Genomic DNA, 26,484 nt, shown 5'->3' with positions numbered 1-26,484 from the left:
CCAATCCCCAACACCCAACACCCAATCCCTAACTCCCAACTCCCAATCCCTAACTCCCAACTCCCAACTCCCAACTCCCAAAAACAATGACAGCCTATCAACTCAAACCCTGGACACAAGTTGTTACCCCCCACGCCGATATATTAGCGGGAAACCTAGACAATGCCACCTATGCGGCAAAATTGGGATCTGTAATTCGCAATGAAGCCAGTTGTCCTTTAGTTTACCGCGACGCCCGGAAATTTTTTGAGGCGACCTACCTCACCGGGGAACTGAAAAACCTGTTAGAAAGCGTTTTAAAAAGATTGGGAGGAGAACCCGGCGATCGCGTTTTGCAGCTAAGAACTCCCTTCGGAGGCGGTAAAACCCACGCCCTCGTCAGCCTCTATCATATCGCCAAATCGCGATCGCAACTGCAAAACTTTCCTCTACTCTCCTATCTTCCCGACCCCGGTGAAGTCTCGGTAGCCGCATTTATCGGTTTGGATGTTAACGCCAGTACCGGGATACAAGTTGAAAATGGCCCCCGCATACTCACGCCTTGGGGTTATCTGGCTTGGCAATTGGGCGGACAACAAGCGTATAATTTGGTCAAAGACAACGACGAAAACCGCATCGCCCCCGGAAACAACGAAATTCGACAAATATTAGGCGATCGCCCCAACCTGATTTTAATGGATGAGTTTCTGATTTACGTCGAAAACGCGATGGGATTAACCGTCGGAGACTCTACTTTCGGGCGCCAAGTTCTCACCTTCATTCAAAAACTCACCGAAGTTGTTGCAGACCGACCCAAAACCGTTTTAGTCTATTCTTTGCAAGCCAGCGTCCAAGAAGCGGTGGGAAATGAAGGGTTGTTGAGTACCCTTGATAAATTGGTCGCCCGCAACGATGCGAAAAAAGAACCCGTTTCCGGTGATGAAGTTATGCAAGTCGTTCAAAAACGGCTATTTTCTAACATTGGCAACCCGGAAATTATTAAAGAAGTCGCCCGTCAACAGGCGGAATTATTTCGCAAATTTCAAGAAAGCTACGCCAGCACCAAGCGGGAAAAACAGGAGGTTGAACGGCAAGCCAACTTGTTAGCCGAACGCATTGAATATAGCTATCCTTTCCATCCTGACTTATTAGATTTAATGTATCACCGTTGGGGAAGTTTGCCAAGCTACCAGCGAACTCGCGGTGCGTTGCAGTTTCTCGCCTCGGTTATATATTCCCTCAAACAAAGCAATGATAACTCTTGGTTAATTACCCCCGGCAATATTGATTTTAACAACGAAGCAGTCCGCAACAATTTCTTTAGTCAAGTTGGGGAACGAGACGCTTACAATTCTGTTATAAATGCCGATTTAATTGGTCGTAAAGCCAAAGTCAACGCCATCGATAAACGCATCGCCAATGATTCGCCTGCGATCGCCAGTTTGAAGGTAGGAAGTCGTTTAGCTTCTGCTATTTTAATGTATTCTTTCGGTGCCAGAGGTGGGGAAGATCGGGGGGTGCTTGAACAAGATATTGTGGCTTCCTGCCTCGCAGAAGGGTTAGAGCGAACAATCATTACTACAGTGTTAAGTGATTTGCGAGATGAATTGTTGTATTTGCATTATGTTGGCAAGCGATATCGATTTGAAACCAAACCGAATTTAAACAAGTTAATTGCCGATGAGGAAAGTAAAGTTACGGGCGATGAGGTTTTAGAACTGATTCGCAATTCTCTCAATCAAAATCTTCAAAAATCTCGCGGAAAGGTGGTTTTGTGGCCGAAGGATTCGGCGGCGATACCGGATAAAATCTCTCAGTTTATTATAGTGTATCTCGACCCTAGTTGGGCAGAAAAAAGCCAGGGAAAAGTGAAAGAAGATGCTTTAATTTGGTGGGAAAATCGGGGGAATGATAAGCGGGATTATAAGAATGCGTTGGCGTTTATAGTTCCAAATTTAGCTCAAATGGATAAGGCACGAAAAGGGGCAAGAACGGCTTTGGCGATCGCCTCTTTATTGGCACAAAAGAAAAAATATAAATTTTCCGCAGAAGACGGGGAGGAACTGGGTACAAAGGAAAAAGAGGCAAATTCTGAAGTTGAAGCGGCGCTGCGCCGACTGTATGAATATATTATCCTACCCGTATTTAATCCCAATATTCAACCGCCGAATAAACTCGAAATTATTGACCTCCATTCCCAAATTAATACCAGTCATAAATTACAAGAACGAGTTTTTGAAGCGTTGAAAAACCATGTTTTTGATAGCTTAACTTCTAATAAATTGCTGCGAATTTCCCAGCTAGACGGCGAAGAAAAAGACTATATTCAAGCGGAAGAATTGGTCAGTTACTTTTTCCGTTTTCCCAATTATCCGAAGTTGTTGGGGGTTGAACCGATTAAAACGGCAATTCTTCAAGCAATTGAAAAGGGAAATTTGGGTTATGTTCCGGCGGGGACGTTTACTGGGGGAGAAACACCAACGGTTGAGAATGCAGAATTAATCAGTTTCAACTGCAAAATTCCTGCGGATGAGTTGGATTTATCCGGTTATTTGTTATCCTCCGGGTTGGTGAACCGACTTCAAGAGGAGTGTAAATCCGCCAATCCTCCCGAAGAATTTACGGAAAATGCAGAGGATTTGAGGGAAGAATTAACACCTGTTGATCAGAATTTATATTCGGTTTCTACGGGTCAAACCTCGGTGGCGAAAGAGGATATAAAAACCGTTGAATATAAGTCTGAAAGCAGCAGTATTGTTAGGCGTGTTTCAGTAGACATTAAAGACGGTAAAAAAGTGGCAAAGTGCTACAAGCTGAGTTCAATTGCAAATAAAACTAATATTTTTCAGTTGTTTGAAGTGTTGCAAACCCTTTCAGATAAAGCTGAAGATATGGTTATAAAAATTGAAGTGAAGGCACATACAACTAAGGAATTTGAGCTAAATTGGATTCGGAATGCTATTGAAGAACCCTTAGATGAGATGGATATTAAAGCTGAGTCTCATTTAGAATAAGCAATTGTTTTTGGAGAGGGGAGGGTTCAGGGGGTGAAAAGAGGGCTACAGCAGATGGCTGTCGCTACAACTAACTGATTCACATCATACTCTTTATACCTTCCAAATAAAAGTTTTTGAGACGTGTTTCAAAACCACTAAAATCAGGTTCACCATTTAAAGGAGTTCGTAGTAATTCAATTTGTTCATCTAATTTATCTGAATCCGGAGCATTCTTGCCAAATAAATTAAAATTATCAAGTTTAGACTTGGGACGATAGTGTTCAAAACTTGAGACTAAGACAACTTCATTTCCTGTTATGTATCCCTCAAATCCAGGGAAAAATGATTGATTTCCATATTGATAAGTTATACCAAGAACAGGCTGAAAAAATGTTAAATCATCCCAGTCAATTTCAGGTCGTATGATTTTTTGTTCATTTAATTTTGAGCTAACAAGCCCAAATTCTGAACCAAGCTCTTTAGACAGATCAGAGACAACATCATAAATTTTTTTAAGAATTTGTTGAGTTAAATTTTGAAATATTTTTTTTTCTAGATTACTTGATGCTTTGTCTTTGATACAATCTAATAAAACTTCAGTTTTCTTATGTTTTTTATTTTCTGACTCTAAAAGATCTAATAAAGCATTTCTAAGCGCAGGGATAGACTGCCAACGGAAATCTATTCTTCCTTCAAAAGCTCTATCAAAAACCCTATTAATTTTGGATAGTATATGTTCGGGTAAAGCTGATAATTTTTGTTGGGCTTCTTTCATCTGATGTGGTTTACTTCCTTCATAAAAAAGCTGCGTAGGAACTTTTCCTGTTATAGCAAAAAACAAAATACCACAAATTTGTGTTATGTCAGATCTTGGATCTCTCTGTAAGTTACTTTTTTGTTTATGTTCTGGAAGATGCAAAAATCTATTTCCTAATTCTTGGCCTACAGGTGTTAAACTTGTATTATTGTCATCAAGTTTATTGAAAGAAATACCAAAATCTATCAATAATGGACTAGCAATGTCATCATTTTTAATAATGATATTGTCTGGCTTAATATCTCTATGTACTATACTGTTTTGATGACAATATTCAAGAGCTTTTAACAAATTTATCGTCAATTTTATTCCCTCAAATACGTCCATTATTTCACTTGCTATCAAATCATACAAAGTGCTTCCATCTATAAATTCAGTCACCATATAAAGAGGTATATCTTCTTTAAAAAGATGGGAATTTGAATCAATTAACTTTGGTATCCCTGGGCAATTCAATACATCTAGAGCAGTTACTTCGATGTGCATTCTCGAACGTCTTTCAAAACTTTTTTGATTCTTAAGTATTTTGAGTACATAGTTACCAGTAGGAAACGAGTCGTTTTTAGGCTTAACTAGAAAAGTTAGACCTTGACCACCGCCACCAATTTGTTCAATAGTTTCCCACTTTTCATTCCAAGGTTTTTTCTTATTTTTGCTCATAACAAACCTCAAAAATTAATGTTTAAAAAACTATAATATAAATCATTATACTACAAACTCTCTATTATATTATCTCAACTTTAGTATGTTCAACCCTGTTGAACCTGTCAAAATACAGCCTGTAAGCTTTGGGGTTTGAAACCTTTTGTGAACCAAATTACTATTTGTAGCGGCTTGCAAATAGTTCTCACTGCCTTCAACAAACTAACTAGCTTCATTTAAGAGTTAATTCATAAAACAACACTAGGGCAACAGCATCCAAATTATCACGATTTGACTTGGAGTGCCAACTGGTGAAGTTGAAAATTGCGATCGCAGAATTTCCCATCTTCTACGTTATTATGTCCTCGTCGATCGCAATTAAAATGCTATTGCAATTTTGGGATGAAGATCGCCCAACGAATTAATAGTGGTTAAAACAATGCTGAAGGATAATTGATGATCGAATCGGGATTTAATTTACATTCTCATTAATAATTAGAATATAAAACCTTAAAATTGTAAAGTTGTATGAGTGACTTGAAACGCTATTGGATTGTCGTCCACTATGAAACCGAGTTGACCGCAGAAACGGAGTGGGATGCTTGCCATAATATTCGTCTGGGCAATACGATTGTTGAAGAAGCGAGTATTGCTGCCCAAGAAATCCCGTCCGATGCCGATATCAAAGCGTTGATTACTCAAACGAGGCTTACCGTTCGCGATCGATGCGGCTCTGGCTATTATTCTTAAGCAATTGTATTACAAATTGCAGGATTTTTCCTTACTCAGACTAACTGCAAGTTGCCGATCCGTCTCTCAACACAACCAACGTATCGGCGATCGCATCAGTCCCAAAACTTCTTCTCAAACTGCGATCGCTATTCTTTAATTTCTTTTTTACCCAGTGTTACATAAACAACATCCTGTTCATCGAACATCCACTGGTCAGTTACCCAAAAATAGAGTTGAACTCAATCTGCGATCGCGTAGCGGGTCGTCAGACGTATCGCCTGAGCTATTAATAATCAATCAAAGGGATCTTTATGATGTAAAGGTAACACAGCTAACGTGACAATAAATCTAACAAGCGATCGGATAATTAAGTAATATCAAATGTTTTCTCTGACATAGCTTTCAGATTTTCAAGCTTTTATGATTTAATCATGCCTCACCCACTTAATTGTTGCATAACCTCCCGAACATCAGACGTATGTTGTGATGAGTGGTTCTTGCGGTGAGGAAATCCCATTCATGCGTCTACCCCAACAGTGGCTATCTATTCTCAGCGTTAACAGCATCTTTCTGTTGAACTTGGGTTTCCCTTTGTTAACTCTACCCCCAACCCTGTATCGCGGAGAAGTCATCGCCCAAACAGACCCCAATACAGAAGCAGATAGATTATTAATGCAGGGACTTGAACTCTTTCGACAAGGGACAGCAGAATCTTATAAACAAGCAATTGTAGTTTGGGAAAAGGCGCTACAACTTTATCGACAAGCAGGAAACTTGGAAGGACAAGCTAATAGTTTGTTAGGACTGGGTAGAATTTCTGATTTATTAGGAGATAAACAGAAGGCACTCGATTACTACAACCAATCCCTTCCCCTATCGCGACAACTGGGGGATAAAAGGGGGGAAGCAGCTACTCTCAACAATATTGGCAATGTTTACAATGCTTTGGGAGATAAACAAACCGCCCTCGATTATCTCAACCAATCCCTTCCTCTAATGCGACAGGTGGGGGATAAAACGCTCGAAGCCACCACTCTCAACAATATTGGTTTGGTCTACAATGCTTTAGGAGACCCACAAACCGCCCTCGATTTCTTCAACCAATCCCTTACTTTAACGCGACAGGTGGGGGATAAGGCGGGGGAAGCGACCACTCTCAACAATATTGGCAATGTTTACAGTGCTTTAGGAGACAAACAAATCGCCCTCGATTTCTATCACCAATCCCTTTCCCTATCCCGACAGGTAGGAGATATTGCACAGGAAGCGATAACTCTCAACAATATTGGCCTTGTCTACGATGCTTTAGGAGACAAACAAATCGCCCTCGATTTCTACAACCAATCTCTTCCCCTATCCCGACAGGTAGGAGGTATTGCACAGGAAGCGATAACTCTCAACAATATTGGCGCTGTCTACTCTGCTTTAGGAGACAAACAAACCGCCCTCGATTTCTACAACCAATCCCTTCCTTTAAGGCGACAGGTGGGGGATAAAGCGGGGGAAGCGGTCACTCTCAACAATATTGGCCGTGTCTACGATGCTTTGGGAGACTCTCAAACGGCCCTCGATTACCTCAACCAATCCCTTCCCCTACAGCGACAGGTGGGGGATAAGGCGGGGGAAGCGGTCACTCTCAACAATATTGGCAGTGTCTACGATGCTTTGGGAGACAAACAACGGGCGCTCGATTTCTATAACCAATCCCTTCCCCTACAGCGACAGGTGGGGGATAAGGCGGGGGAAGCGGTCACTCTCAATAATATTGCCTTTGTCTACAATGATTTAGGAGACTCTCAACAGGCGCTCGATTACTTCAACCAATCCCTTCCCCTATCGCGACAGGTGGGAGATAAAGCACAGGAAGCGACAACTCTCGGTAATTTTGCTTCCCTCAAACGTAGTCAAGGCAACCTCACCGAAGCCTTAACCGATATGGAATTAGCGATTAATATTATTGAAGAACTCCGCACGAAAATTATTAGTCAAGACTTACGAACGTCTTACTTTGCCACTGTTTATGGTTACTATGAATTTTATATTGATTTGTTGATGGAGTTGCACCAACAAAACCCCAATCAAGGTTATGATGCCAAAGCCTTAAATGCCAGCGAACGAGGTCGGGCGAGGAGTTTATTAGATATTTTGGCAGAGTCGGGGGCGGATATTAAAAAAGGGGTTGACCCGCAATTGTTGGCAGAAGAAAAGAGTTTATTGCAACAACTGAATGCGTTAGACCAAACTCGAAAACTCAATCCGGGGGAACGAAATATTGATGAATTAAAGCAGGAAATTGAAGCGATTCGGCGTGAGTTGCGAAACCTAGAAGTTGAAATTAAACGCAATAGTCCTCAATATGCCAATTTACAATATCCCTCACCGTTAACCGCCTCGGAAATTCAGCAACAAGTTATCGATGAGGAGACGGTTTTATTAGTTTATTCGTTGGGAACTGAACGCAGTTTTTTATGGTTGGTGAGTACAACGGAAGTCAAAAGTTATCAACTCCCAAAACGTTCAGATATTGAAGCGTTAGCAACATCTTTTTTAGAAGAAATTCAATCTCTGGCTGTTGTTCCGCCAACGGGTGAAAAGTTGAGTCAAATTTTATTATCTCCCGTTATCAATCAGTTAGGAAATAAACGGTTAGTTATCGTTGGGGATGGTATTTTACAAACTGTTCCCTTTGCGGCGTTACCGTTGACTTCTCCCCCAACCCCTCTCCTACAAGGCGAGGGGAGTCAGAAAAGCGATAATTCTTCCCTCCTTTTAGGGGGGACTGAGGGGGGTCAAAATAGGAGTTACACACCGTTAATTGTTCAGCATGAAATTGTGAATTTACCTTCCGCTTCCAGTTTAGCAATTCTCCGAGAACAAGTTCAAGGACGAACACCCGCCCCGAAAAAAGTTGTAGTTATTGCTGACCCCGTTTTTGAGGAAAATGACCCTCGTTTTCAAGTTGCTTCTCAACCCCAAACTGAAAGCAATGATGTTAATACAATCGTATTAAGACAATCTCTAGAGGATTTTTTGGGTAAATCTTTTGGTCGTTTACAACACACCCGCCAAGAAGCGGAAGCAATTTTAGCGTTAGTTCCCGACAATTTAGAACGACTAGCACTAGATTTTAATGCGAACCGAACAACTGCAACGGATTCTAATTTATCTCAATATCAAATCGTTCATTTTGCCACTCACGGACTTTTGAATGAAACTCAACCGGAATTATCAGGATTGGTGTTTTCTTTATATGATGAACAAGGAACAGAAAAAGCGGGATTTTTACAATTGAGTGATATCTTTAATTTAACACTTTCGGCTGAATTAGTGGTATTAAGTGCCTGTCAAACGGGAGTGGGTCAGGATATTCGGGGCGAAGGATTGGTGAGTTTAACGAGGGGATTTATGTATGCCGGCGCCGAACGAGTTGTAGTAAGTTTGTGGGCGGTTGCTGATAATTCGACTTCGGAATTGATGCAAAATTATTATCGAAAAATATTAGAAACGGGTTCAAATCCTGCAACAGCCATGCGAGAAGTTCAGTTAGAAATGATTCAATCTGATAACTATAACGCACCTTTCTTTTGGGCGCCGTTTGTGTTTCAGGGAGAATGGAATTCTCAACCTCAGTCAGTTGGCTTGAGTTAAGACAAAATGGGGTACACTCTAAAATAGAATCTATTACCCCATTTCATACTCAGTAAATCAATCACCATTCGCTTACGGAAGGGTAGTATTTAATTTGTCGGGCTATATTGGAGGAGGTACAACCGGATGTTTTGTTGTATTTGGCGATCAGGAAAACCACTTATCGGGCAATTTTTCTGAACCGATTGGGGAGTTGGTGGTTAACAAGTATAGGGTGAGTTTATTGGTGTTTGAGAGTCAAAAGCAGGAGGTCGTACAGTGGATAATTTAGTTGAGTTGCGAAGGGTTATTCAAGAGAAACTTTTGGAATATACGGAGATTCCCTACGCTTACGGAGATTTACAATGTCGTTTGATTGTTAGCGAGGATAGGAATAATTTTTTGTTGATTACGCAGGGTTGGGAGGATGATGTACAGGTGCATGGGTGTTTGGTTCATGTTGAGATTATTGGGGATAAGGTTTGGATACATCGGGATGGGATTGAGGATGGAATTGCTAATGATTTGCTTAGGGCGGGTCTTCCAAAAAGTAAAATTGTTTTGGGGTTTCATCCGCCAGATGTGCGACCTTTTACTGAGTTTGCTGTTCATTAATTCAATGTTGTTTTTATCAAGACAAAATTAAGAGTTTCAGGAGTTAAACCCCAGTTAGAATAAGTTGATGACTTAAGTTTACAAGCGTTCAATTCTTGCGGTATTGTCTGGTTGGAAGATAGCCAACTCAATTGAAAATCTGCGGGAATGTTTCCGGGTTGAATGACTGCTATTATCGCTAATGTCGTTATAGATTGTTTTTAATTTATGTGCAGTTTTTATAAAGTTGGGTAGCACTTGTTAGGGGTAAAGTTGGCGATCGCAGCGATCACATATCAAGACAAAGTAAGCGATCGCGCTTGATCTGATTGAACAAATCCGGGTTCTGGATCTGAAAGTTTCTTGCTTACCGGAGAAGTCGAGCTTAAATTGGCTTCTTCGGTTGGCTTAGTTTATCTTGAATAGGCGATCGCATAAGTCCCCCAACTTCTTCTCAAACTGCGATCGCTTTGCTTGGGTCTAGAATAAAGATAGATACTCCTAAATCATTTCAATCCCATCGACACGGTTGGGATAAAAAGCAAGGTACTCTTTGATTTGTTCAACCGCCTGATAAGGATTTTCATAAGACCAAATGGCATTTTCGGCCGTTTTACCATCGACCGTAATGCTAAAATAACTAGCATCTCCCTTGTAAGGACAATGGGTGGAATGTTGGGTTGGCTGTAACCGCTCCATTGCCACATCGCTGCGAGGAATGTACTGCACGGGTGGTGACATTCCTTCCCTCAGTTCCAAAGCTTGGGTTGTGTCTGCTATCGTCTGTCCGTTAAAGGTGACTTTGACTCGCTTTGGCTGAGGAGCGATCTTGATTAGATGATTTGCGCCTGGCATTTTCATTAGCTGATCAACTACAACATTTTCAAGATATCAGATTGGGAGACGCTGAGAATATTAAGCATTCAATTGACTTGATTTAGAGTTCGATACCCGTTACATTGAAGGTAAAGTACCTGTCTCAATAGCCTTCGCCCGTCAAAAAGTAGATAATCCATTCCCAATTAAAATAAAAGGCGCCCAGTAATAAGGATGACTAAAACGATTGTCTTGAATCAAATTTTGACTCAAATTCACTTGTGCTTGTCTCAAGGCTTCCGCTTTGGTATATTTCCCAGACAATAAAGCATTATAAAACGCTTCCATAAACACCTGGGTTCCTTGATCATCAACTATCCATAATGACGCAATGGTTGCCAACACTCCCGCCTGCTGCATCTGATAGCCAAGTCCTAAAATTTCTTCTCCATTTCCTAACTGTCCGCCCACTGCGGTTTGACAAGCACTTAGAATAACTAATGTCACATTGGGTAAGTTTAACGTCTCAATTTCTCGTAACGTTAAGCGATCGCCATCTCCAAGTAAAATAAAAGAATCTTCAGGCTGACCGGAAACAAATGCGGCGTGAGTTGCTAGGTGTACGATAGTATGATCGTTGAGAAAAGGAATCACTGCATTTCGATTAAATTCTTGATTAATTAATGTCGTGGTTTGAGGAACTCGTTTGGCAATATTTTGAACTTCTAACCCCGCATAAGTTAGTCCATCAAAAGAAAATTGCCGACTTCCCACTGTAACTTGATAATTTCCACTACTAAATGCCCCCGCCAAAACTGTTAATTCTTTAGAGTCTTGAGAACTTAGATCGGTAAGAGAAGCGGCTGTGATATTATTAATATTAAATCGTTCAATTAACCATTTATTTCCATCATAAAGAGCCGCAATTGGAATATATCGCAATGCGCTATCCGGTGCATAAATAATCGTTTTAGCTTCAGCTTGAACCAAGTCATTCTCAATCGGTTTGATTAAGATTTCATAAAGACGTTGAGCAGAAGTTTTTACTTTATTCGGAGGTAATAATGGACGGACAATATCCAGGCGAAAATCTACAATGACTTGATTTAATACTTTTCGTTCAATCGTAACAGAACGATGAATGGGTGGATTAAAAGGCGTAACTAAAATCAGTTCAACTCGGTTCTCTAAAATGAGAGGATAAAGAAGTACAGCAGTTGGTTCAATTTGACGCAATTGACGCTGTAATCGATTAAGATTGGGTAAGTCTAAGTTTTGACCTCCAGTTGTTTGTGAAAGTTGTTGTAACTTGGCTTGTACTTCAGGATTTTCGATAAAGTTATTGAATTCTTGACGAACTTGCTGCTGAATATTTTCTAATTCAACAATACGCTGATTTTGTTCTGGTGAACGTTCTTCCGGAGAAATTATCCGCAGTTCGTTGAGTTCTTTTCCCAATTTAACGATTTGATTTTGTATTTCGGTATATTCTTCATAGGCTTGTTGTTCTTGAGGAAGAAGTTCTATTCCTTGGGACGTTTGATTATTTCCTCGAACATTCTTTAAGTATTCATCTAATTCTTGAACTTTTAATAAATCTAAAACTTGCTGTGCTTCTAAAACTCTATTTTGCTGTAAGAGTAAGTCCGCCAAACGACGATAGGTATCCGCCACCGTTCCGGTATAAGATTGTTGCTGTTCTGTGGAAAGTCCAGAAATATTTTGACGAATGGCTTCGGTGACATTGACCGACTTTTTATAAAAGATAATGGCGAGTTCAACTTTGTTTTGTTTTTCAAAAATCGCTCCCATACTGCTGAGGGTGGAACGTTCCCCTTCAGGATTACCAATTTCCTGAAAAATTCCCAGTGCTTGTTGATACGCAACCAAGGCTTCGGTCTGATTACCCAAGTTATTATAAACTAACCCTAGATTGTTTAATGTGGTTGCTTCTCCAAAGCGATCGCCGAGAGTTTGACGAATTATTAAGGCTTGTTGGTAGACCTCAAGAGCTTGAGTATACTGTTGGTTAATATTGTAGATAAATCCAATATTATTCAGGCTATTTCCCTCTCCGGGTCGATCTCCAATTTCCCGCCGAATCTTTAAAGCTTGTTGATAAAATTCAAGAGCTTTGTTATACTGTTGTTGAACTTCATAAACCAATCCCATATTATTTAAAGCCTGTGCTATTCCAGCACGATCACCGATTTCTTGACGCAGCGTTAAAGCCTGTTGATAGAATTTTAGGGCTTCATTGAACTGACCCAACGTATAATAAATAGCGCCAATACTATTAAGTGTATATCCTTCTCCCGCGCGATCGCCTATCTCCTGTCGAATCTTTAAAGACTGTTGATAAAAGTTGACGGCTTCTGTGTACTGACTTTGTGCTGAAGCAACTCCACCAAGATTCATTAAAGCAGAAGCTTCACCGGGACGATCTCCAATTTTTTGACTGATGGCTAAAGCTTGCTGATAATAATCTTGTGCTTGAAAATATTCACCCCGATTTTGATAAACTAATCCAATATTACTCAGAGTAATTCCTTCTCCAATGCGATCGCCAACGGAACGACGAACCCTTAAAGATTTTTGGTAAAATTCTAAAGCTTGAGAATATTCACCAATATTAATATAAGTTCCACCTAGATCGTTTAAAACTCGACCAATTCCTATTTTGTCACCAATTTCCTCTTTAATTTTCAATGATTGTTGCAACAACTTTTGCGCTTGAGAATATTGGCTAAGATTTTGATAGACCACACCCAAACTGAGAAGAATTCGAGATTCAATATAGCGATCGCCAAATTCTCGGCTGATAGCCAGCGCTTTTTGATTGTATTCTAAGGCTTTAGGATAATTTCCTTGCCTATTGTAAACGATACCAATATTATTTAAAACAACCGCTTGAGGAGATTTTTGATTAAGTTCTTGCAAAATGGCTAACGCTTGTTGATGTAAAGACAAAGCTCGATTATAATTTCCTTGTCTTCGGTAAACCACTCCCATATGATCTAAAGTTCGTCCTTCTGTATAGCTATCGCCAATTTTTTGACTCAGTTCAATGGCTTGCTGATAAAATTTTAACGCTTCGGGAAATTGACTCAAACTATAAGCAATAACTCCCCGTTCGCTCAACGCAGAGGCTATCAAATTTTGGTGATTTAAAGACTCTGCAATTTCTAAAGCTTGTTCAACAAATTCTGTGGCTTGAGAATATTGACTAAGTACGCGGTAAATCACTCCAATATTGAATAAGGTTTCGGCTTCACCTCTTTTATTATTGGTTTGTCGAAATAATGCGAGTGCTTGTTGGTAGGTATTGAGAGCCGCTTGAAATTGACTGGTTTGAAATTGTTGCTCACCCGTTTGTAGTAATTGCTGAGTAGTTGGGTTGAGAGAAAATTTTTCTCCATGAATCAATGAACTTTCTTTTTCGGTTATCGGATAAGTTTCTATTGTTGGGTATAAATATTTAGAGAAGACGAGAATAGAATCCCCAATTAAACTCAACTCAAAAATTCCAGTAAAAATAACAATATTCAAGAATTTCATAAGCTTGTTTTGATTGATTTATAAAAAAAATTATCGACTACCACCATCGGGCGTATGAGGAATACCTTGCTCGGGCGGTCGAAAAGGGAATGTCAATTCGGCGTCATTGGTGACTTGATTTGGCGTTGTATTTAACTCGGAACTTTCAAGAGAATCTTGTGTTTGATTTTGAGAAGTTGGAGCTTCAATTAATAACAGAGGTACATCGGCAATTTTTTCAAATCCGATAGATTGAAGCAATTCTTTCCATTTCTGAATTAAAGTGGTATCGTTAGGATTGGCACGGCGTAACTCAAATAAAGTGAGTAGAGCTTCATACCAGATTCCGTTCTTTTTATACAGATTGAAACGTTCTTGAAGGTTGGCTTTTTCTAGGGCTTGAGTCAACTCAGAGCTAAGGCTGATTCGCGTTATAGGTGCTTCTATTGTCATATATGTAGAAGAAGTAAAAATATACCAACGATAAGTTTGGTTAATTTCTAGAGGAACAGATGTTTCGTTTTGTTTGAGATTAATGGCTATGATACTCTCCTCCAAAGGAAGTTGAATTGTGGTTTCATAAACTACATTACCTGCTTCATCTTCCAAAACCATTACCGATTCAGTTACATCACGACTTGATCGTTCAGGAATATAAGGATTATGTAAAATTAATAAAGTGGGATATTCTGCAACCGTCACTCCTCCAGTCATAGGAGTAAGAGCAATTGAGCCTTCACCTCCCTCGAAAACACTTCCTCCCCGTGTACCTCCTCCTTCTCGATAAGCGGGTTCTGTGGTATCTGCGGGACGAAACTGACTGAGTTGCACGGAGGTATTTGCTCGAATCTCTGTCCCTAGTCCCGTTAGGCTGAGTAAGGCGATCGCGCTAATGACCTTAAATCTCATCGTTGATAATTGCTTTTGATATTGTATCAATCATAAATGATTTTATAGGATTCACAATCTTACTCTAAAAAGGGCAAGATTTTGTCGCTTCAGATCTGACTATCTCAGGTTTTTAGGGTTACGGATAAAAAAGAGTCTATCGAAAACAAACAAAGATATTCCATTGTGGGGTTTCGAGTTGTGTCTGCACTTTCCTAAGACTTCAACTTTTCGCCAGTCCTTTGGGCGCGTCTGAGTTCAAACAACGCCAAGCCCAACTGAAAACTTCGGGCGATATCTTCCGTATAAAAAATACTTTTTGTTCGTGGTTCTGACAGTTTTTCAGAGCCTCAATAATATCCTCAATCGTTCCCCAGTGAAATTTATAAGGAATATCATCAACCTCAGAAATTTCCAGAAATTGGTCGAATCTTTTCAGTTGAATTTTACCCTTTTGACGACCTTTAACAGCCCAAGGTAGTCCAAGATTATCAAAAATTACCTCTTTTTTACTATCGACGTAAACCTCTGCTTTCTCAATTTTATCAAATAATTCTAGTTGACCTTCACTGTGCAGTTTGGCAACTTCCAAAGCCCAATTTAATCGGTTCATCATTTCTTCTGCGGTGGCTTCATCCAAAGAAGTAGATTCGGGATGATAAAGCCGAGTAAGTTCAGTGTAGTTGGCTTTAATAGATTGCCAGTTAGCAGCCGGATTAATTTGCAAAATCTCCCACCATTCCCAGTCCTGTTTCCCCTTTGTCAACTTCTCCTGATGCCGATTTTCTCGTCCGGGTACACCAAATTCTAATTGCAAATGATGTCTCATCCAAGCAATATAAAGCTGACTATTTTTATCTTGAGTTGGTGCAAACTTATCCAAATATTCAATAAAATCTCGTCTGTTTGTCGGGGTATCTTCTCCTCCAAATACCGCCCCATAAATCCACTCCCCAAACAATAACTGTCCCGGAAATTTAGACTTGAAGGTTGCCCACAATTGCTCCGGGTTTTGCTTTTTAGTATATCTCGCTTTTCGTTGACTTCGAGCGTATTTAACAAATTGTAGAGTTTCCGGGTCAAACATCTCACCAAATGCGGCTTCAAACTCATCAGTTTCAGATTTTTTAACCGTAAATTCATAACCGCATTCGGGACAAACCTGCTCAAAAATCCACACTTCAGAACCACAGTCAGGGCAGGTTTTGAGCATTTCCTTAACATTCGGGGGTGGAGTCGGTTCTAAAGTAATAGACGGGGATTTGGTGAGAAATCCAAACCGTTTAACATTCCCACCAAAATCCAATAACAAACAGTTTTCTTTCCCCGGACAAGTCCTCAACCCTCGACCCGCCACCTGATAATATAAAGCCTGTGATTGGGTGGCTCTAGCTAACACCACATAACCAATACTTTGACAGTCAAAGCCCTCGGTTAAACAACCCACACTACTAATACAGCGAATCTCCCCTTTTTCTAACTCTTGAAACATCCGGCGACGTTCATTAATCGGTGTATGAGCATCAATATGTTTGGTGAAAATACCCGCTTCATTCAACAACTCAGTTTGCTGTTTAGACTGCTTAACCCCAGAGTTAAAAATCACCCCCGTTCGACATAAACATAACTCCAAAATTCGCTGTCGCACCGCCTCACAAATTCCCGCATCCAGAAACTTTTGTTCCATTTGCAAGGTCTTAAAATCCCCCGTCGAGTCGGTATCAAGTTGGGTTAAATCAACCAATCCCCCCTTACCAAAATACCTCACACGGGCGAGAAAACCCAGTGACATCAACTCTTGAATAGTCGGCCCCTTAACAATTGTATCAAACCATTCACCAAAGTATTGTTTATGGGGTTTGAGTCGCCAGGGGGAAGCGGTGAACCCAATTTGAATGGAATTATTCAAGCTGTTTAAGAGTTTTTTATACTCGGAATACCAGCAAATTGTATGGGCTTCATCTCCAATAACAATATCAATATTTTGTGGATGTTGGCGACGGCTAAGGGATTGAATCCCTGCTAACTGAAGGGGTCTATCTCGATTCTCCGAATATCCAGCTTTGATAATACCAATGGCTTCCGTCGGTACACCAAACCGCCTTAAAGTTTTAACCGTTTGTTCGATTAAAAATTCCCGGTGCATCAGCAACAGAACCCGATGACGGGATGCCAAAAAGTCGGCAATCATCGAGCAGAATGTAGCCGTTTTCCCTGAACCTGTTGGGCTATAAACGAGGATGCGGTGAATACCCTGGTTCAGTTGATTGTAGACCTCATCCTTAATGGTTTGCTGATAGGGTCTGAGAATAATTGGGCTTTCTATTTGGGGAGAAGATAGCAAACTCAGTTGAAAATCTGCGGGAATGTCTCCGGGTTGAAAGGCTGCTGTCATGGTTAATCTCCTGGTAGATTATTTTTAATTTCTGTGCAGTTTTTATGAGGTTGGGGAGTGCTTGTTAGGGGTCAACTTGGCAATTGCTAAGGAGTCAATCGCTTAGTTGGCTTTGTTTTGATGTGCAAATCTCTAACTTCCAATTCCCCGCATAATCGCTTGTAAGTATTCAACTTGCTGAGGTGAAATATTGTCTTGGGGATGTTCATTATTGGAAGTTTCCGGGGTTTCTAACGCCAAAGCTTCCACTTCTTCTAGAGACAGTTGCTTAATGTCATCGAAGGGACGTTCCAAACCGTTGGTGAAATAGACATTCAAACCTTGACCCAAATCTGATATCCGCTCAATTAAACTATTGCGCTTTTCTTTTCCCCAATTTTCACCAACCCACGTCCACCAATAATCCCGACTCATAGCACAGGAGATGTTGTTTTCGACCTTAATTCCTTCTTTGAGCGCTCGAATTAAATACCCCGTAGGATTCTTTATCCAGCCCTGTTTTAACCCCTGTTGAACGGCTTTAATTGCCCCGGTAATGTTTTCTGGGTATTGTCTCATTACCCACTGCACCGAACCCAACTGAATCGGCTTTAAAGGCGGACGAATGGATTGATTAAGTTTTGTAATTAATTCGGCGTGGCTGGAATTTTGGGGCGGGGTGGTGAGTTGAGAATCTTCTGAAATTTCTTGATTTGTGGAGAAGTTTTCAGATTCCTCAATTTCTGGATGGGTTGTAAATTTTTCACATTCTGAAACGGCTGAAGGTTCTAAAAGTTCTGGGTTTTCTGATAATTCTGGGTTTTCTGATAATTCTTGATGTTTGGAAAACTCTTGAGTTTCTAAAGCTACTTCTTTTTCTGGGTTTTCCCCTCTTTCCGAAAAAATTTCTAATCCTCGAACACACACACATTTTTCTAATGGGGCTTTCTCTTGGTGTGTAAGGGAGGATTTAGAAAGGTTTGAGTAAGAATTAAGATCCGTCTGATTTTCAACATCTACCGTCTGATATTTTAAGGGGTAGCCGTCTGATTTGTCGTAGCTAGGAGTCAAAATTTCATTGCCAACTTTTTCCCGAAGTGTTTGGAAGTTAATCTGGTACATCTTGCGGGTGTCGGTGGGGTATCGTTTTTCATGGGGAAGCAAATTTCTACGGCGTATATAGCCATCTTTAATTAAATCTTTGAGGTGTCGCCCGATGGTATCTCGACAATAACCAAAAGCTTTCCCAATCTGTTGATAAGAAGCACAAATCCAACCCGTTTCACCTTTTGATATGTGCGCCCGATCTAACCAGCTAAGAATGCAGGCTTTCACCTTACTGCGCCTTTTACAAACCTCTAAAAACTCTACAAGGAGATTGGAGGGGTGACGTACAACTCCTAATGTTGCGGTGGTAAACTGTGCAGTTTTTGAAGTGGTAGTTAAGTTTTTCATGGGTGTTATCCTTGAAAATTCTTAAACGAAGGCAGAAGGCAGGAGGCAGCGCGAACTCCGGTCTTGGCGGTTTCCGTCGAGGAGGAAGTTCGCAAGAGAGAGGGCAGAAGGTTTGGATTGTTGAGGATCTGAAAAAAGCTCGGGAATCGAGTTTGCCCTTCGGGTTCGCCAGTTCCTTCAAGTTTGAAGCCCTTTTTCTGACTTCTAACTTCTGACTTGCGCGTAGCGCCATATATCAACCCTCTGCCATCTGCCATCTGCCATCTGCCTTCGTTCACCCATCTGCCTTCTAAAATAATTGGAGATGTTGAAGAAATGGATAATTTTAAATCTACAGAATTGGATGAAGCTTTTGCTACTCCCGTTGAACAAACTGAAGAAAGTCGCCAACTCGAACACGATACGTTTAGACAAATGTTGGCTTCCGGGTTTCAACGTAATGAAGAAGATATTACCGTTAATTTTGGGCGCAGAACCGTTCTGGGAAGGCTTGAGGATGGTAGCTATAGAGATGAGATAACTTCTGCAAAAATTGATGCGGTAATGGACGCATTGGGCGAAGATGCTCGACCCGAACTCCTCACTTCTAATCCTCCCTTTATTGAAGTTAAAGCCCAAGATGAAGTGTTGCTGCGTTCCGAACAAAATGGGGAAGTTACGGTTAATCAGTTTGACCTTTTGCGACTGTTTAATTTGGAAGAACAGGTGACAGTTGCCCTCATAGAAGCCGATGCCAAATTGGAGACTGACAAGCCCGCATGGGAGGCCGAACTTGATGACCTTCAACAACAATTGAATCAACTTTATTCCGAAGCAGCCCTTACGGGGCGCGAGGAATTAAGAGAACTTTGGGAGTTTAATTCTTCGGTGTTAAGTTTTGGACTTTACGAGCGGGATACTCAAGAATTGACCCTGGAATTTCAAAGCGGAAAAGATTACACCTACCGCAATATCTCACCCGAAGTTTGGGAGGAGTTTAAAGAAGCTGAAAGTGCAGGTCAGTTTTATAATCGGGAAATTAAGGGTCAGTATTCGGTTGAGAAAATCGGAGAGAATCGGTTAAATAGCAGGCTCAAACTTATCGATACTCCCACCGGAAATGTTGTGATGAAAGCTCAGTGGAATTCCGAGCAAGAACATTGGAAAAATCTGGGTTCTTCTCTTACTCCAGATGACCGCGACCACATCCTCAATGCGGCTCAGAGTCTTCATCAAAAGGAAAAAGAAACTGGATTGGAGCGTTAGTTTCTGATGATTTGAATAGATAATAGGAGCAGAACGATGAATGAATCTCAATTTTCTTACCCCTACTTTCAAGAACATTCGCAACAGGAAGATGAAATGGACATTACATTTTTTATTAATGAATTGACCGAACAGGAAGAAACCGAAAGCGATTTTGATAAGATGGTCAGTATTCTCGAAGCCGAACAAGAAGAATTGGTTCAAGAACTCGCCCCCAAGTTGGTTGATATCCTAAATGGATTGGGTACGGATAAGTTTGAGGGAACCTACCGCACGATTGAGTTTAACAAGGAAGAAAATCAACTTTCACTGGTAGAAAATACTCTGGGAGAGGTGTTAATGAAGGCGCAATGGAACGGTGATGAAAATCGTTGGGTGCGTCGGGAATCTTCTCTGACTAAAACTCACCGTGACATGATTCTTGACGCGGTTGAGAATCTTCATCAGGCGAAAGGCAAAACCAAAGAATTGGGATTGGGTTGAGGAGGTTTTTATGTTGGATATTAACTTGGATGATATTGATTTTAACTTTCGAGAAAAGCTGGTTGACGAGGTTTCGATTGTGGCGGGGAATATTCTCAAGATTCACGGCTTAAACAATGCACGATTCTTCCCAGTTTCAATTGCAGTATGAACCCGATAATGCCACGATGAAAATTATTAATCGCCAAACGGGAGAAAGTATGACGAGCGTTAGAGATGGGGATGGATGGATTGAAAATGGAACCAATGCTTCCCCCGATATGTTGCATCAGTTTCTACAGATGCAAGACCGCTTAGAAAATGTTGCCAGAGAGCATACAAATTCGGAGCGGGGACGACAAAAAATCATCAGATAATATTAGGAAATAAGGAGGGAAAATGGACGTACCGAATCGCGTTGATATTTGTCCCAACGGTCATAATATTGGCTGTTTTGTGATGCAAGAGGGAGAGGATTTGCAATCCGAATTGGAAGGAAGTCTTTTGTCGGGTTATCAGGAAGCCGAAATTACCGAGGTTTATTTTGACCGTAAGCTTGTCTTAATTTTGGGTCACGATGGGCAACAATTGATGTCGGGTTTGGCAGAATTTACCAAACATTCTCCTCGATTTTTTCGAGAGTTAGAACGCGAATTGCCCTTTCTTCCCGACTGTTACGACCTAGTGGTGATGTGGGAAATTAATCGGCAGATTGAAGCCCACGCCGACAGGTTGGTTTCCAAAGAAATCACATTCTAAGAGGGCTTTATTATGACTTTATCTAAGCCTGCTGTTGCTATCGTTCCCCGTCAAAATCAAGTGTTAATTGGAACTTCGGAGGAACAACAATCTTACAGCTATTCGGATTCTCAACTTTCAAAAATTTTGCAAGAGCCAACCACAGTAAAAGTGTTTGCGGATGCGGTAGTTGGGCAAAATTTACTCAACCAAAACGGCTTGAAAGTTGGCGGTCAAATATTTGATGTGAAGTTGGCTGATAGTTTATTGACAGCAGGTTTGGAGGTTGATAATTCAATTGCTTCTATTAGTAGTCGTCACCTGGGAAAATTTTCATTAGAATCATTACCTCAAGACTTGCTGAAACTGCGGGATGTTTTAAGGGTTAAACTCGCTTCGGAGGAGTTGATTGAGGTCGCTAAAATTGAGTTTAATGCCACAAAAGCAACGGCTCAGATGAGTCAAAATGGAGTGCGTTTGGATACAGCTTGGCTCAAAGATAAACAGCAAGAGTTAGAAGAAGAAAGACGGGGATTAGAGAGTCAAGTTAAGGACTGGTTGGGTGAGAAACTTCCCGATGAGACAGACAAGATTCAACTATCCGACTTAACCTCAACCAAAAAAGCCGACAAAACTCAAACTTTAGAGTGCTTTAATCGGGCGGGTGTTCCCTTAGAAAGCTTTAACAAAAATCACATTCAAAGCTTGACGACAGAGCATCCAATTTTGAATCAGTTTCAAAGAATGCGAACGGTCAATGACTTGATTGGCAACAAGGGAATTCAAGGATTATTGAATGTGGTAGACGACGAGAATAAAGTCTATCCAACTTGGCATCAAAATTCAGCCGCAACGGGTCGAATGTCTGCTACAAAACCCGCCATTCAAAATATCCCCGCCTCACTGAAACGGGCAATTATTCCCGAACAACAAGGAGAGGAAAAACAGGTCTTTGTCAGGGCGGATTATTCTCAACAAGAACTGAGAATTTTGGCTCAACTCACCGGGGATAAAACTCTAACGAGCGCCTATCAAGAGGGTAGAGATGCTCACAGGTTAACCGCTTCTTTGATGACGGGAAAGCCGGAAAATCAGATTACTAGCGAGGAACGACAACGGGCAAAACCCGTGAATTTTGGTAAAATTTATGGTCAGTCTCCACAGGGATTACAGAGTTATGCAAAAGTAAGTTATGGGGTAGAATTCTCTATAGAAGATGCAATGAAATTTCAAGCGGCAATGGATAAAGGTTATCCCTCAGTTGCCCGACACGAACAACAGGTTAGACAGGATTTTAAGCACCAGTGGAATGCTGCCTTATCTTCAGAAGATAATCAATACCCTCAAACTCGCACATTATTAGGCAGAAAACGAGAGTGGCAACCTCAACAACATCAATATCCCCCTATTAATGAAGCTTTGAACGCTCCCATTCAGGGTTCTGGGGCAGATATGAGCAAATTGGCTCTGGCTTTGTTACCGGATGCGCTGCAAGAAACGGGGGCAAAAATTACTTTAATTCGCCATGATAAGATTGTTTTGACGGCGCAAGAGTCTCAAGCTGAAAAAGTGGGGAAGATTTTGGAGAGCGTGATGAAGGTTGCTGGCTTACGCATTACGCCAGATATCCCAACTGTGGCAGAGGTGAGCATTTGTGATAATTTGTTGGGAGTTCGACTAAGTGAGCAAGAGTTTAGAAACCGTGAAGAAAAATTGCCATCTCCAAGTAGAAAAGAACCCATCACTGAGTTAAGAACTTACCCCAAACAAGCAACAAAATTCAAGCCCAAACAGCAACCGTTATCTTCTGAAAATACTCTAACCGATTTCGATATTCGAGATCATGTTAAATTCAGGAATGGTCGGGGGGAATGTCCCTGTTGTGGGTTAGAAGGAAAGCCCAATAACCTCAATTTAAGTGTTCGTGAAGACGGTTTATTTTGGTGTTTTCGTGGGAGTGGCGGGGAGCCTCCCAGCCGTGATGTTGAGCAACTCCATGATGAAAAAGCAATTCGTAAAGCGTTGGGACTTCCAGAAATTGGAAAAGTTCAAGTCTTACCTGATATTAGAGAGTTTAACCAATCCCAAAGTTCATCTGATAATCTTACGCCCAGAGTCGCTACAGAAGAAGATTTAAAGATTTCACAACAGCGTCTTCTTTCTGCTGATGACAAACACCATTCCCTTCAACAAAAGGCTTTAAATTACCTTGAAGGTCGAGGAATTACACCGGAAATGGCAGAACGCTATAACATTGGCTTGAACTTTGGTTTCCGCACTCCCGATGGGCGATCGCTTCCCGCATCCATCACTTTTCATCACCGGGATGCCGTTGAACCCGATAAGCTTTACCTTCGCCGCCGCTATGCTCCCTGGTTATCAGAAGAGGAACTTGAACCGGGAACTCCCAAATGGGGACAGTCAGGCGTTCCGCCTTCGGTGTGGGTGGTACAGCAGCCCGAACCGAAGGTGGAGAAAACCTATTTAACAGAAGGGCCTTGGGATGCGGTGAGGTTGGGGGATGCGGTGCGTCAGTCTGGGGAAAGCATTGCCGTTGCTTGCACTTCGACAGGAGCCAGGGGAATTCCCCCACCGGAGCAACTGAAAGCTATTCCCGGTGATGAGGTTGTGATTTTCTACGTTTGCGAAGCATGGTGAGCGCAGCGAGGCAATCGCTTTGATGAACACAACGAGGGACAAATTGGGGCGATTAAAATAGCTAAAGCTTTACGAGATGTGGGAAAACGGGCAACGGTGGCGTTGGTTCCCCATCAAGGAGAAGTGAAAAAAGGATGGGATATTAGTGATGCTTTTGATGCGGGGTTTACTCTTGAGGATATTCAGCAAGCCGAAGCTGACGCTAAACAACAGCAGCAATGGGCAAAACAGGTGGCTGAAGTTGTTTGCGATTGCTTGAACCAGGCTCGAACTCATCACCTTGAGGGTTCTCGGCATACGGCTCATTGGAGTAAACGCGATCGCCGTCTAACTCTGTTGGAAAATGACACCGAGCATAAGGTTTTGGATGTTGTTTGGGATAACGGTTGGGTAAATGTTGATAGTCGTTTGGAGCAAGCCAAGGTGAATTATTTTTTACAGGAAGTTCAGCAGAAACTGCGGTGTAAAAATCATTTATATTCTTTCAACACAGGGACTACTTTGAGATAATTCATTTGATTTTTTTTTGTTATAACCATTGAATTTATTTGCTTTTTAAAAGCTTATCACTCATTAAATTTCACAAGCCAAGCCTTGAAAAAGTGATTGACACTTAAATGTCTGAGGAGTATAATTTTTAAATCGGTTCAAGCTAGTTGACTATCAAATGTAAACGGGATTAATATAATGAGTAAACTTAGATTGGGCATCAAATAGGAAATGAAGAAAAGGATTTTACTTTTTGAGGCAAATCCTCAAGGCACTCAAAATCTGAAGTTAAATTCAGAAATAAAAACGATTAGGGAAGTTTTAGAAAGTGCCAGCAAGCGTGATGATTTTGACTTTAAAGAGCGACTGGCAACCACTTATGAGGATTTACAAAAATACTTACTGCGTGAAAATCCCCACATCCTTCATTTTTGTGGACATGGAAGCGGAGAACAGGGGTTATGTTTACTCGATGAACGGGGAGATCCGTTTTTTCTTCAAACAGAAGTTTTAGTTAACTTAGTCAAAATTTTGGTTGAGCAAAATCAAACTTTGGAGTGTGTCTTGCTCAATGCTTGTCATTCTTATATTCAAGCAAAAGCCCTCAGTCAATATGTCAATTATGCTGTGGGAATGTACGGGTTAATCCCAGATGATGTTGCTATCACATTTAGCCACAGTTTCTATGCAAGCTTAGGTGAAGGTTGCCCTATAGAATCTGCTTATAAACTTGGTATTAATGCAATTCAACCCAAGCATTCAAGTCAGTTTGGATTGATTGATGAATATATAGATATGGGAATGGGAAGCGCAAATCAAGCCAATCCTTCTGAAATTAATCCAACCCCTTCTAAATATATTGCTTGTTTATATGTCAATTCCAACAGTAGTATAACCCATGCTTTCTCTATTTCCTCCACTCCCAAACTTTTGTCTGGAACTTACGAAGATCAATTGATTGAACTGCTTAAAAAAGTCAAGATAAAAATATTAATATCAACGGCGACAAATGTTCTACGAGAAGCTATTGATCACCATCTGGAAATTCATGGTTATCAAGAAGGAGAGCAAAGTAAGCTTATGAATATTTTGCTGGATACTCCTCCCCATCAAGATCAGAATCTTCCTCGAATTATAGAATTTGTCAGACAGTTATCTCTAGATGATCGCATTGAACTATCAATTCGTCAAGAATTAGAAAGTTGGCTTCAAACCGAAGCCGAGAATTTGAAGATAAAATTACCTTCCTTATCAGAGTCAAAACCATCTAATTTATCAAATCAAGTCACTCAATCTTATTTGATGGTTACTTTGGAAAACCACCCATCTAAGAATAATCAATTTTTGATGAACGCTTGGCTGCTTCCAGATGAAACCAGCCCAAAAGACCTGATTCCTTTAGATTTAGATGATAATAAAGAAAAAAAAGGTGTGGAATGTACATGGGATGAAGCTCCCAATAAATTAGATAAATTTATTCGTCTAAGTTGTTCCCATCTTAATAGTGATGATAATTTATACGATTTAGTTATCGAGTTATTTTTGCCTTGGGAATACTTGGGTGAACAGGTTTATCGTTGGGAAATCAAAGATGATACATTTGACGAACAAGTTGCGCTGAGTAGTAAATATATTATGGTTGTTCGTTCTTATGATCGGTTTTATGAGCCTCAACTCAAGAATGAACTTAAGAAAAAATGGAAAGATTGGAAAGATTTTTTTACAGTTCAACGGACTGAAAAGGAAATTGTACAAAAATTTGAACATTTAGATTGTATTAATATTTACACAAATAATGATGGGAAAAAATTGAAACTAAAGTTAGAACAAGAAAAAAAGTTAGGACTAAAAGTAATGAGTTTGTCTCGATCAAAAAATGCTCATAAAGAACTGTTTAAAGTCATTTTAAGATCTGGAATTCCTTTTGCTATTTGGGCAGGATGCGAATCTTTGCCGGAGCAGAGGCAGAAGTGGGAAGAGGAATTCAATAAACTGTTAAGTTATAATTTAATGATGAATTTGAACAATCTTTTTCAACAGATTAAAATACAACAATGGGAAGATGCTTATTCAAACGAATATCCGAAAGAACATTTAGGGTCTTATTTGTGCTTTTTATGCGATAATCCTGAGCGGATGCCTCGTTCTCTTGGAAATGATCAGTTAAGACCAACAGGACAATAGTAATTCGCAGTAATCATCAACTAAGGAGATCATAAAAGGTAATGACAGACTGGAAAATTTTTCGCGGCTCAAATAGATCCCATGACGAAATACAACGGCTTCCTCTCCCTCCCAGGTGGCGCAAATTTAGCAATTTAGGAAATCATGAGATTGATGAGATCAAAAAACGCTGGCAGAACATACAAGAACTAGCCAAAAAAGCGGAACGAGATCGAAGCCGAGGTCAATCTTTTCGTATCCAAAAGAATCAA

Annotated in this window: 18 protein-coding genes and 1 pseudogene; 13 read left to right on the top strand and 6 right to left on the bottom strand. The window is 40.6% G+C overall.

All coding sequences use genetic code 11. The annotated features are described in order from the left end of the window. The first annotated feature begins 86 nt into the window (after positions 1-86). Positions 87-2,993 carry an ATP-binding protein gene (locus L8106_RS27125; protein WP_009787752.1) on the top strand — a complete coding sequence of 969 codons (2,907 nt, stop codon included), beginning with the start codon at positions 87-89 and terminating at the stop codon, positions 2,991-2,993. Between the two features lie 79 nt (positions 2,994-3,072). Here the strand turns inward: L8106_RS27125 and L8106_RS27120 are convergent, their stop codons facing one another. Beyond that, positions 3,073-4,452: a protein kinase gene (locus L8106_RS27120; RefSeq protein ID WP_009787751.1), complete on the bottom strand. Its 1,380-nt coding sequence runs from the start codon at positions 4,450-4,452 to the stop codon at positions 3,073-3,075. Between the two features lie 510 nt (positions 4,453-4,962). On the opposite strand from L8106_RS27120, the gene L8106_RS27115 reads away from it, so the two are divergent. The 4 genes from L8106_RS27115 (at position 4,963) to L8106_RS27105 (ending at position 9,408) form a co-directional block, all read left to right on the top strand. Next, the gene (locus L8106_RS27115) at positions 4,963-5,184 is read left to right on the top strand and encodes a hypothetical protein (RefSeq protein WP_009787750.1); all 222 of its coding nucleotides are present in this window, start codon (positions 4,963-4,965) and stop codon (positions 5,182-5,184) included. Positions 5,185-5,685: 501 nt separating this feature from the next. Further along, positions 5,686-8,814: a tetratricopeptide repeat protein gene (locus L8106_RS27110; RefSeq protein WP_009787749.1), complete on the top strand. Its 3,129-nt coding sequence runs from the start codon at positions 5,686-5,688 to the stop codon at positions 8,812-8,814. Between the two features lie 92 nt (positions 8,815-8,906). Beyond that, positions 8,907-9,032, top strand: coding sequence for a hypothetical protein (locus L8106_RS34670; protein WP_369749722.1), 126 nt, complete (start codon positions 8,907-8,909; stop codon positions 9,030-9,032). 40 nt (positions 9,033-9,072) lie between these two features. Next, a complete protein-coding gene (locus tag L8106_RS27105; protein WP_009787748.1) occupies positions 9,073-9,408 on the top strand; it encodes a XisI protein in 336 nt (111 codons plus the stop codon). A gap of 480 nt (positions 9,409-9,888) precedes the next feature. On the opposite strand, the gene L8106_RS27100 is transcribed toward L8106_RS27105, so the two are convergent. From L8106_RS27100 to L8106_RS27080, 5 genes are all read right to left on the bottom strand, one after another. Next, on the bottom strand, positions 9,889-10,242 hold the full coding sequence (locus L8106_RS27100; protein WP_009787747.1) for a DUF427 domain-containing protein: 354 nt from the start codon (positions 10,240-10,242) through the stop codon (positions 9,889-9,891). A 141-nt stretch (positions 10,243-10,383) separates the two neighbouring features. After that, a complete protein-coding gene (locus L8106_RS27095; protein WP_009787746.1) occupies positions 10,384-13,761 on the bottom strand; it encodes a tetratricopeptide repeat protein in 3,378 nt (1,125 codons plus the stop codon). A gap of 30 nt (positions 13,762-13,791) precedes the next feature. Then, positions 13,792-14,649, bottom strand: a complete 858-nt coding sequence (locus L8106_RS27090) for a DUF928 domain-containing protein (RefSeq protein WP_009787745.1) — start codon at positions 14,647-14,649, stop codon at positions 13,792-13,794. Between the two features lie 202 nt (positions 14,650-14,851). After that, the gene (locus L8106_RS27085) at positions 14,852-17,023 is read right to left on the bottom strand and encodes a DEAD/DEAH box helicase family protein (RefSeq protein ID WP_009787744.1); all 2,172 of its coding nucleotides are present in this window, start codon (positions 17,021-17,023) and stop codon (positions 14,852-14,854) included. Positions 17,024-17,155: 132 nt separating this feature from the next. After that, entirely contained in the window at positions 17,156-18,457 is a 1,302-nt protein-coding gene (locus L8106_RS27080) for a hypothetical protein (protein ID WP_009787743.1), read from the bottom strand. A 315-nt stretch (positions 18,458-18,772) separates the two neighbouring features. Between L8106_RS27080 and L8106_RS27070 the strand changes: the two genes are divergently transcribed. From L8106_RS27070 to L8106_RS33995, 8 genes and pseudogenes are all read left to right on the top strand, one after another. Then, positions 18,773-19,702: a KTSC domain-containing protein gene (locus tag L8106_RS27070; RefSeq protein ID WP_009787741.1), complete on the top strand. Its 930-nt coding sequence runs from the start codon at positions 18,773-18,775 to the stop codon at positions 19,700-19,702. 36 nt (positions 19,703-19,738) lie between these two features. Then, entirely contained in the window at positions 19,739-20,185 is a 447-nt protein-coding gene (locus tag L8106_RS27065; RefSeq protein WP_009787740.1) for a hypothetical protein, read from the top strand. Between the two features lie 116 nt (positions 20,186-20,301). After that, complete coding sequence (locus L8106_RS27060) at positions 20,302-20,541, top strand: hypothetical protein (protein ID WP_009787738.1); 240 nt, start codon at positions 20,302-20,304, stop codon at positions 20,539-20,541. A 22-nt stretch (positions 20,542-20,563) separates the two neighbouring features. Further along, complete coding sequence (locus L8106_RS27055; RefSeq protein ID WP_009787737.1) at positions 20,564-20,923, top strand: hypothetical protein; 360 nt, start codon at positions 20,564-20,566, stop codon at positions 20,921-20,923. Between the two features lie 12 nt (positions 20,924-20,935). Next, positions 20,936-23,560: a DNA polymerase gene (locus tag L8106_RS27050; RefSeq protein WP_009787736.1), complete on the top strand. Its 2,625-nt coding sequence runs from the start codon at positions 20,936-20,938 to the stop codon at positions 23,558-23,560. Between the two features lie 78 nt (positions 23,561-23,638). Continuing rightward, positions 23,639-24,070 carry a hypothetical protein gene (locus L8106_RS27045; protein WP_009787735.1) on the top strand — a complete coding sequence of 144 codons (432 nt, stop codon included), beginning with the start codon at positions 23,639-23,641 and terminating at the stop codon, positions 24,068-24,070. A gap of 210 nt (positions 24,071-24,280) precedes the next feature. Next, positions 24,281-26,233 (top strand): hypothetical protein, encoded by a 1,953-nt coding sequence (locus L8106_RS30075; protein WP_009787734.1) that lies wholly within the window; start codon positions 24,281-24,283, stop codon positions 26,231-26,233. Between the two features lie 41 nt (positions 26,234-26,274). Then, positions 26,275-26,484: pseudogene (locus L8106_RS33995) on the top strand (MoxR family ATPase); the annotation flags it as partial.

Source organism: Lyngbya sp. PCC 8106 (genome assembly GCF_000169095.1).
Lineage (GTDB): Bacteria > Cyanobacteriota > Cyanobacteriia > Cyanobacteriales > Microcoleaceae > Capilliphycus.
Note: the sequence above shows the minus strand (reverse complement) of the source record. Positions and strands in the feature narration are given on the sequence as shown.

Bases quoted from the DNA above. Each gene is read 5' to 3' on its own strand.
- L8106_RS27085 (WP_009787744.1), bottom strand. From the start codon at position 17,023: ATGACAGCAGCCTTTCAACCCGGAGACATTCCCGCAGATTTTCAACTG.
- L8106_RS27110 (WP_009787749.1), top strand. From the start codon at position 5,686: ATGCGTCTACCCCAACAGTGGCTATCTATTCTCAGCGTTAACAGCATC.
- L8106_RS27065 (WP_009787740.1), top strand. From the start codon at position 19,739: ATGAATGAATCTCAATTTTCTTACCCCTACTTTCAAGAACATTCGCAA.
- L8106_RS27120 (WP_009787751.1), bottom strand. From the start codon at position 4,452: ATGAGCAAAAATAAGAAAAAACCTTGGAATGAAAAGTGGGAAACTATT.
- L8106_RS27070 (WP_009787741.1), top strand. From the start codon at position 18,773: ATGGATAATTTTAAATCTACAGAATTGGATGAAGCTTTTGCTACTCCC.
- L8106_RS27100 (WP_009787747.1), bottom strand. From the start codon at position 10,242: ATGCCAGGCGCAAATCATCTAATCAAGATCGCTCCTCAGCCAAAGCGA.
- L8106_RS27115 (WP_009787750.1), top strand. From the start codon at position 4,963: ATGAGTGACTTGAAACGCTATTGGATTGTCGTCCACTATGAAACCGAG.
- L8106_RS27090 (WP_009787745.1), bottom strand. From the start codon at position 14,649: ATGAGATTTAAGGTCATTAGCGCGATCGCCTTACTCAGCCTAACGGGA.
- L8106_RS27050 (WP_009787736.1), top strand. From the start codon at position 20,936: ATGACTTTATCTAAGCCTGCTGTTGCTATCGTTCCCCGTCAAAATCAA.
- L8106_RS27060 (WP_009787738.1), top strand. From the start codon at position 20,302: ATGCACGATTCTTCCCAGTTTCAATTGCAGTATGAACCCGATAATGCC.
- L8106_RS27080 (WP_009787743.1), bottom strand. From the start codon at position 18,457: ATGAAAAACTTAACTACCACTTCAAAAACTGCACAGTTTACCACCGCA.
- L8106_RS27125 (WP_009787752.1), top strand. From the start codon at position 87: ATGACAGCCTATCAACTCAAACCCTGGACACAAGTTGTTACCCCCCAC.
- L8106_RS27095 (WP_009787746.1), bottom strand. From the start codon at position 13,761: ATGAAATTCTTGAATATTGTTATTTTTACTGGAATTTTTGAGTTGAGT.
- L8106_RS27055 (WP_009787737.1), top strand. From the start codon at position 20,564: ATGGACGTACCGAATCGCGTTGATATTTGTCCCAACGGTCATAATATT.
- L8106_RS30075 (WP_009787734.1), top strand. From the start codon at position 24,281: ATGAAGAAAAGGATTTTACTTTTTGAGGCAAATCCTCAAGGCACTCAA.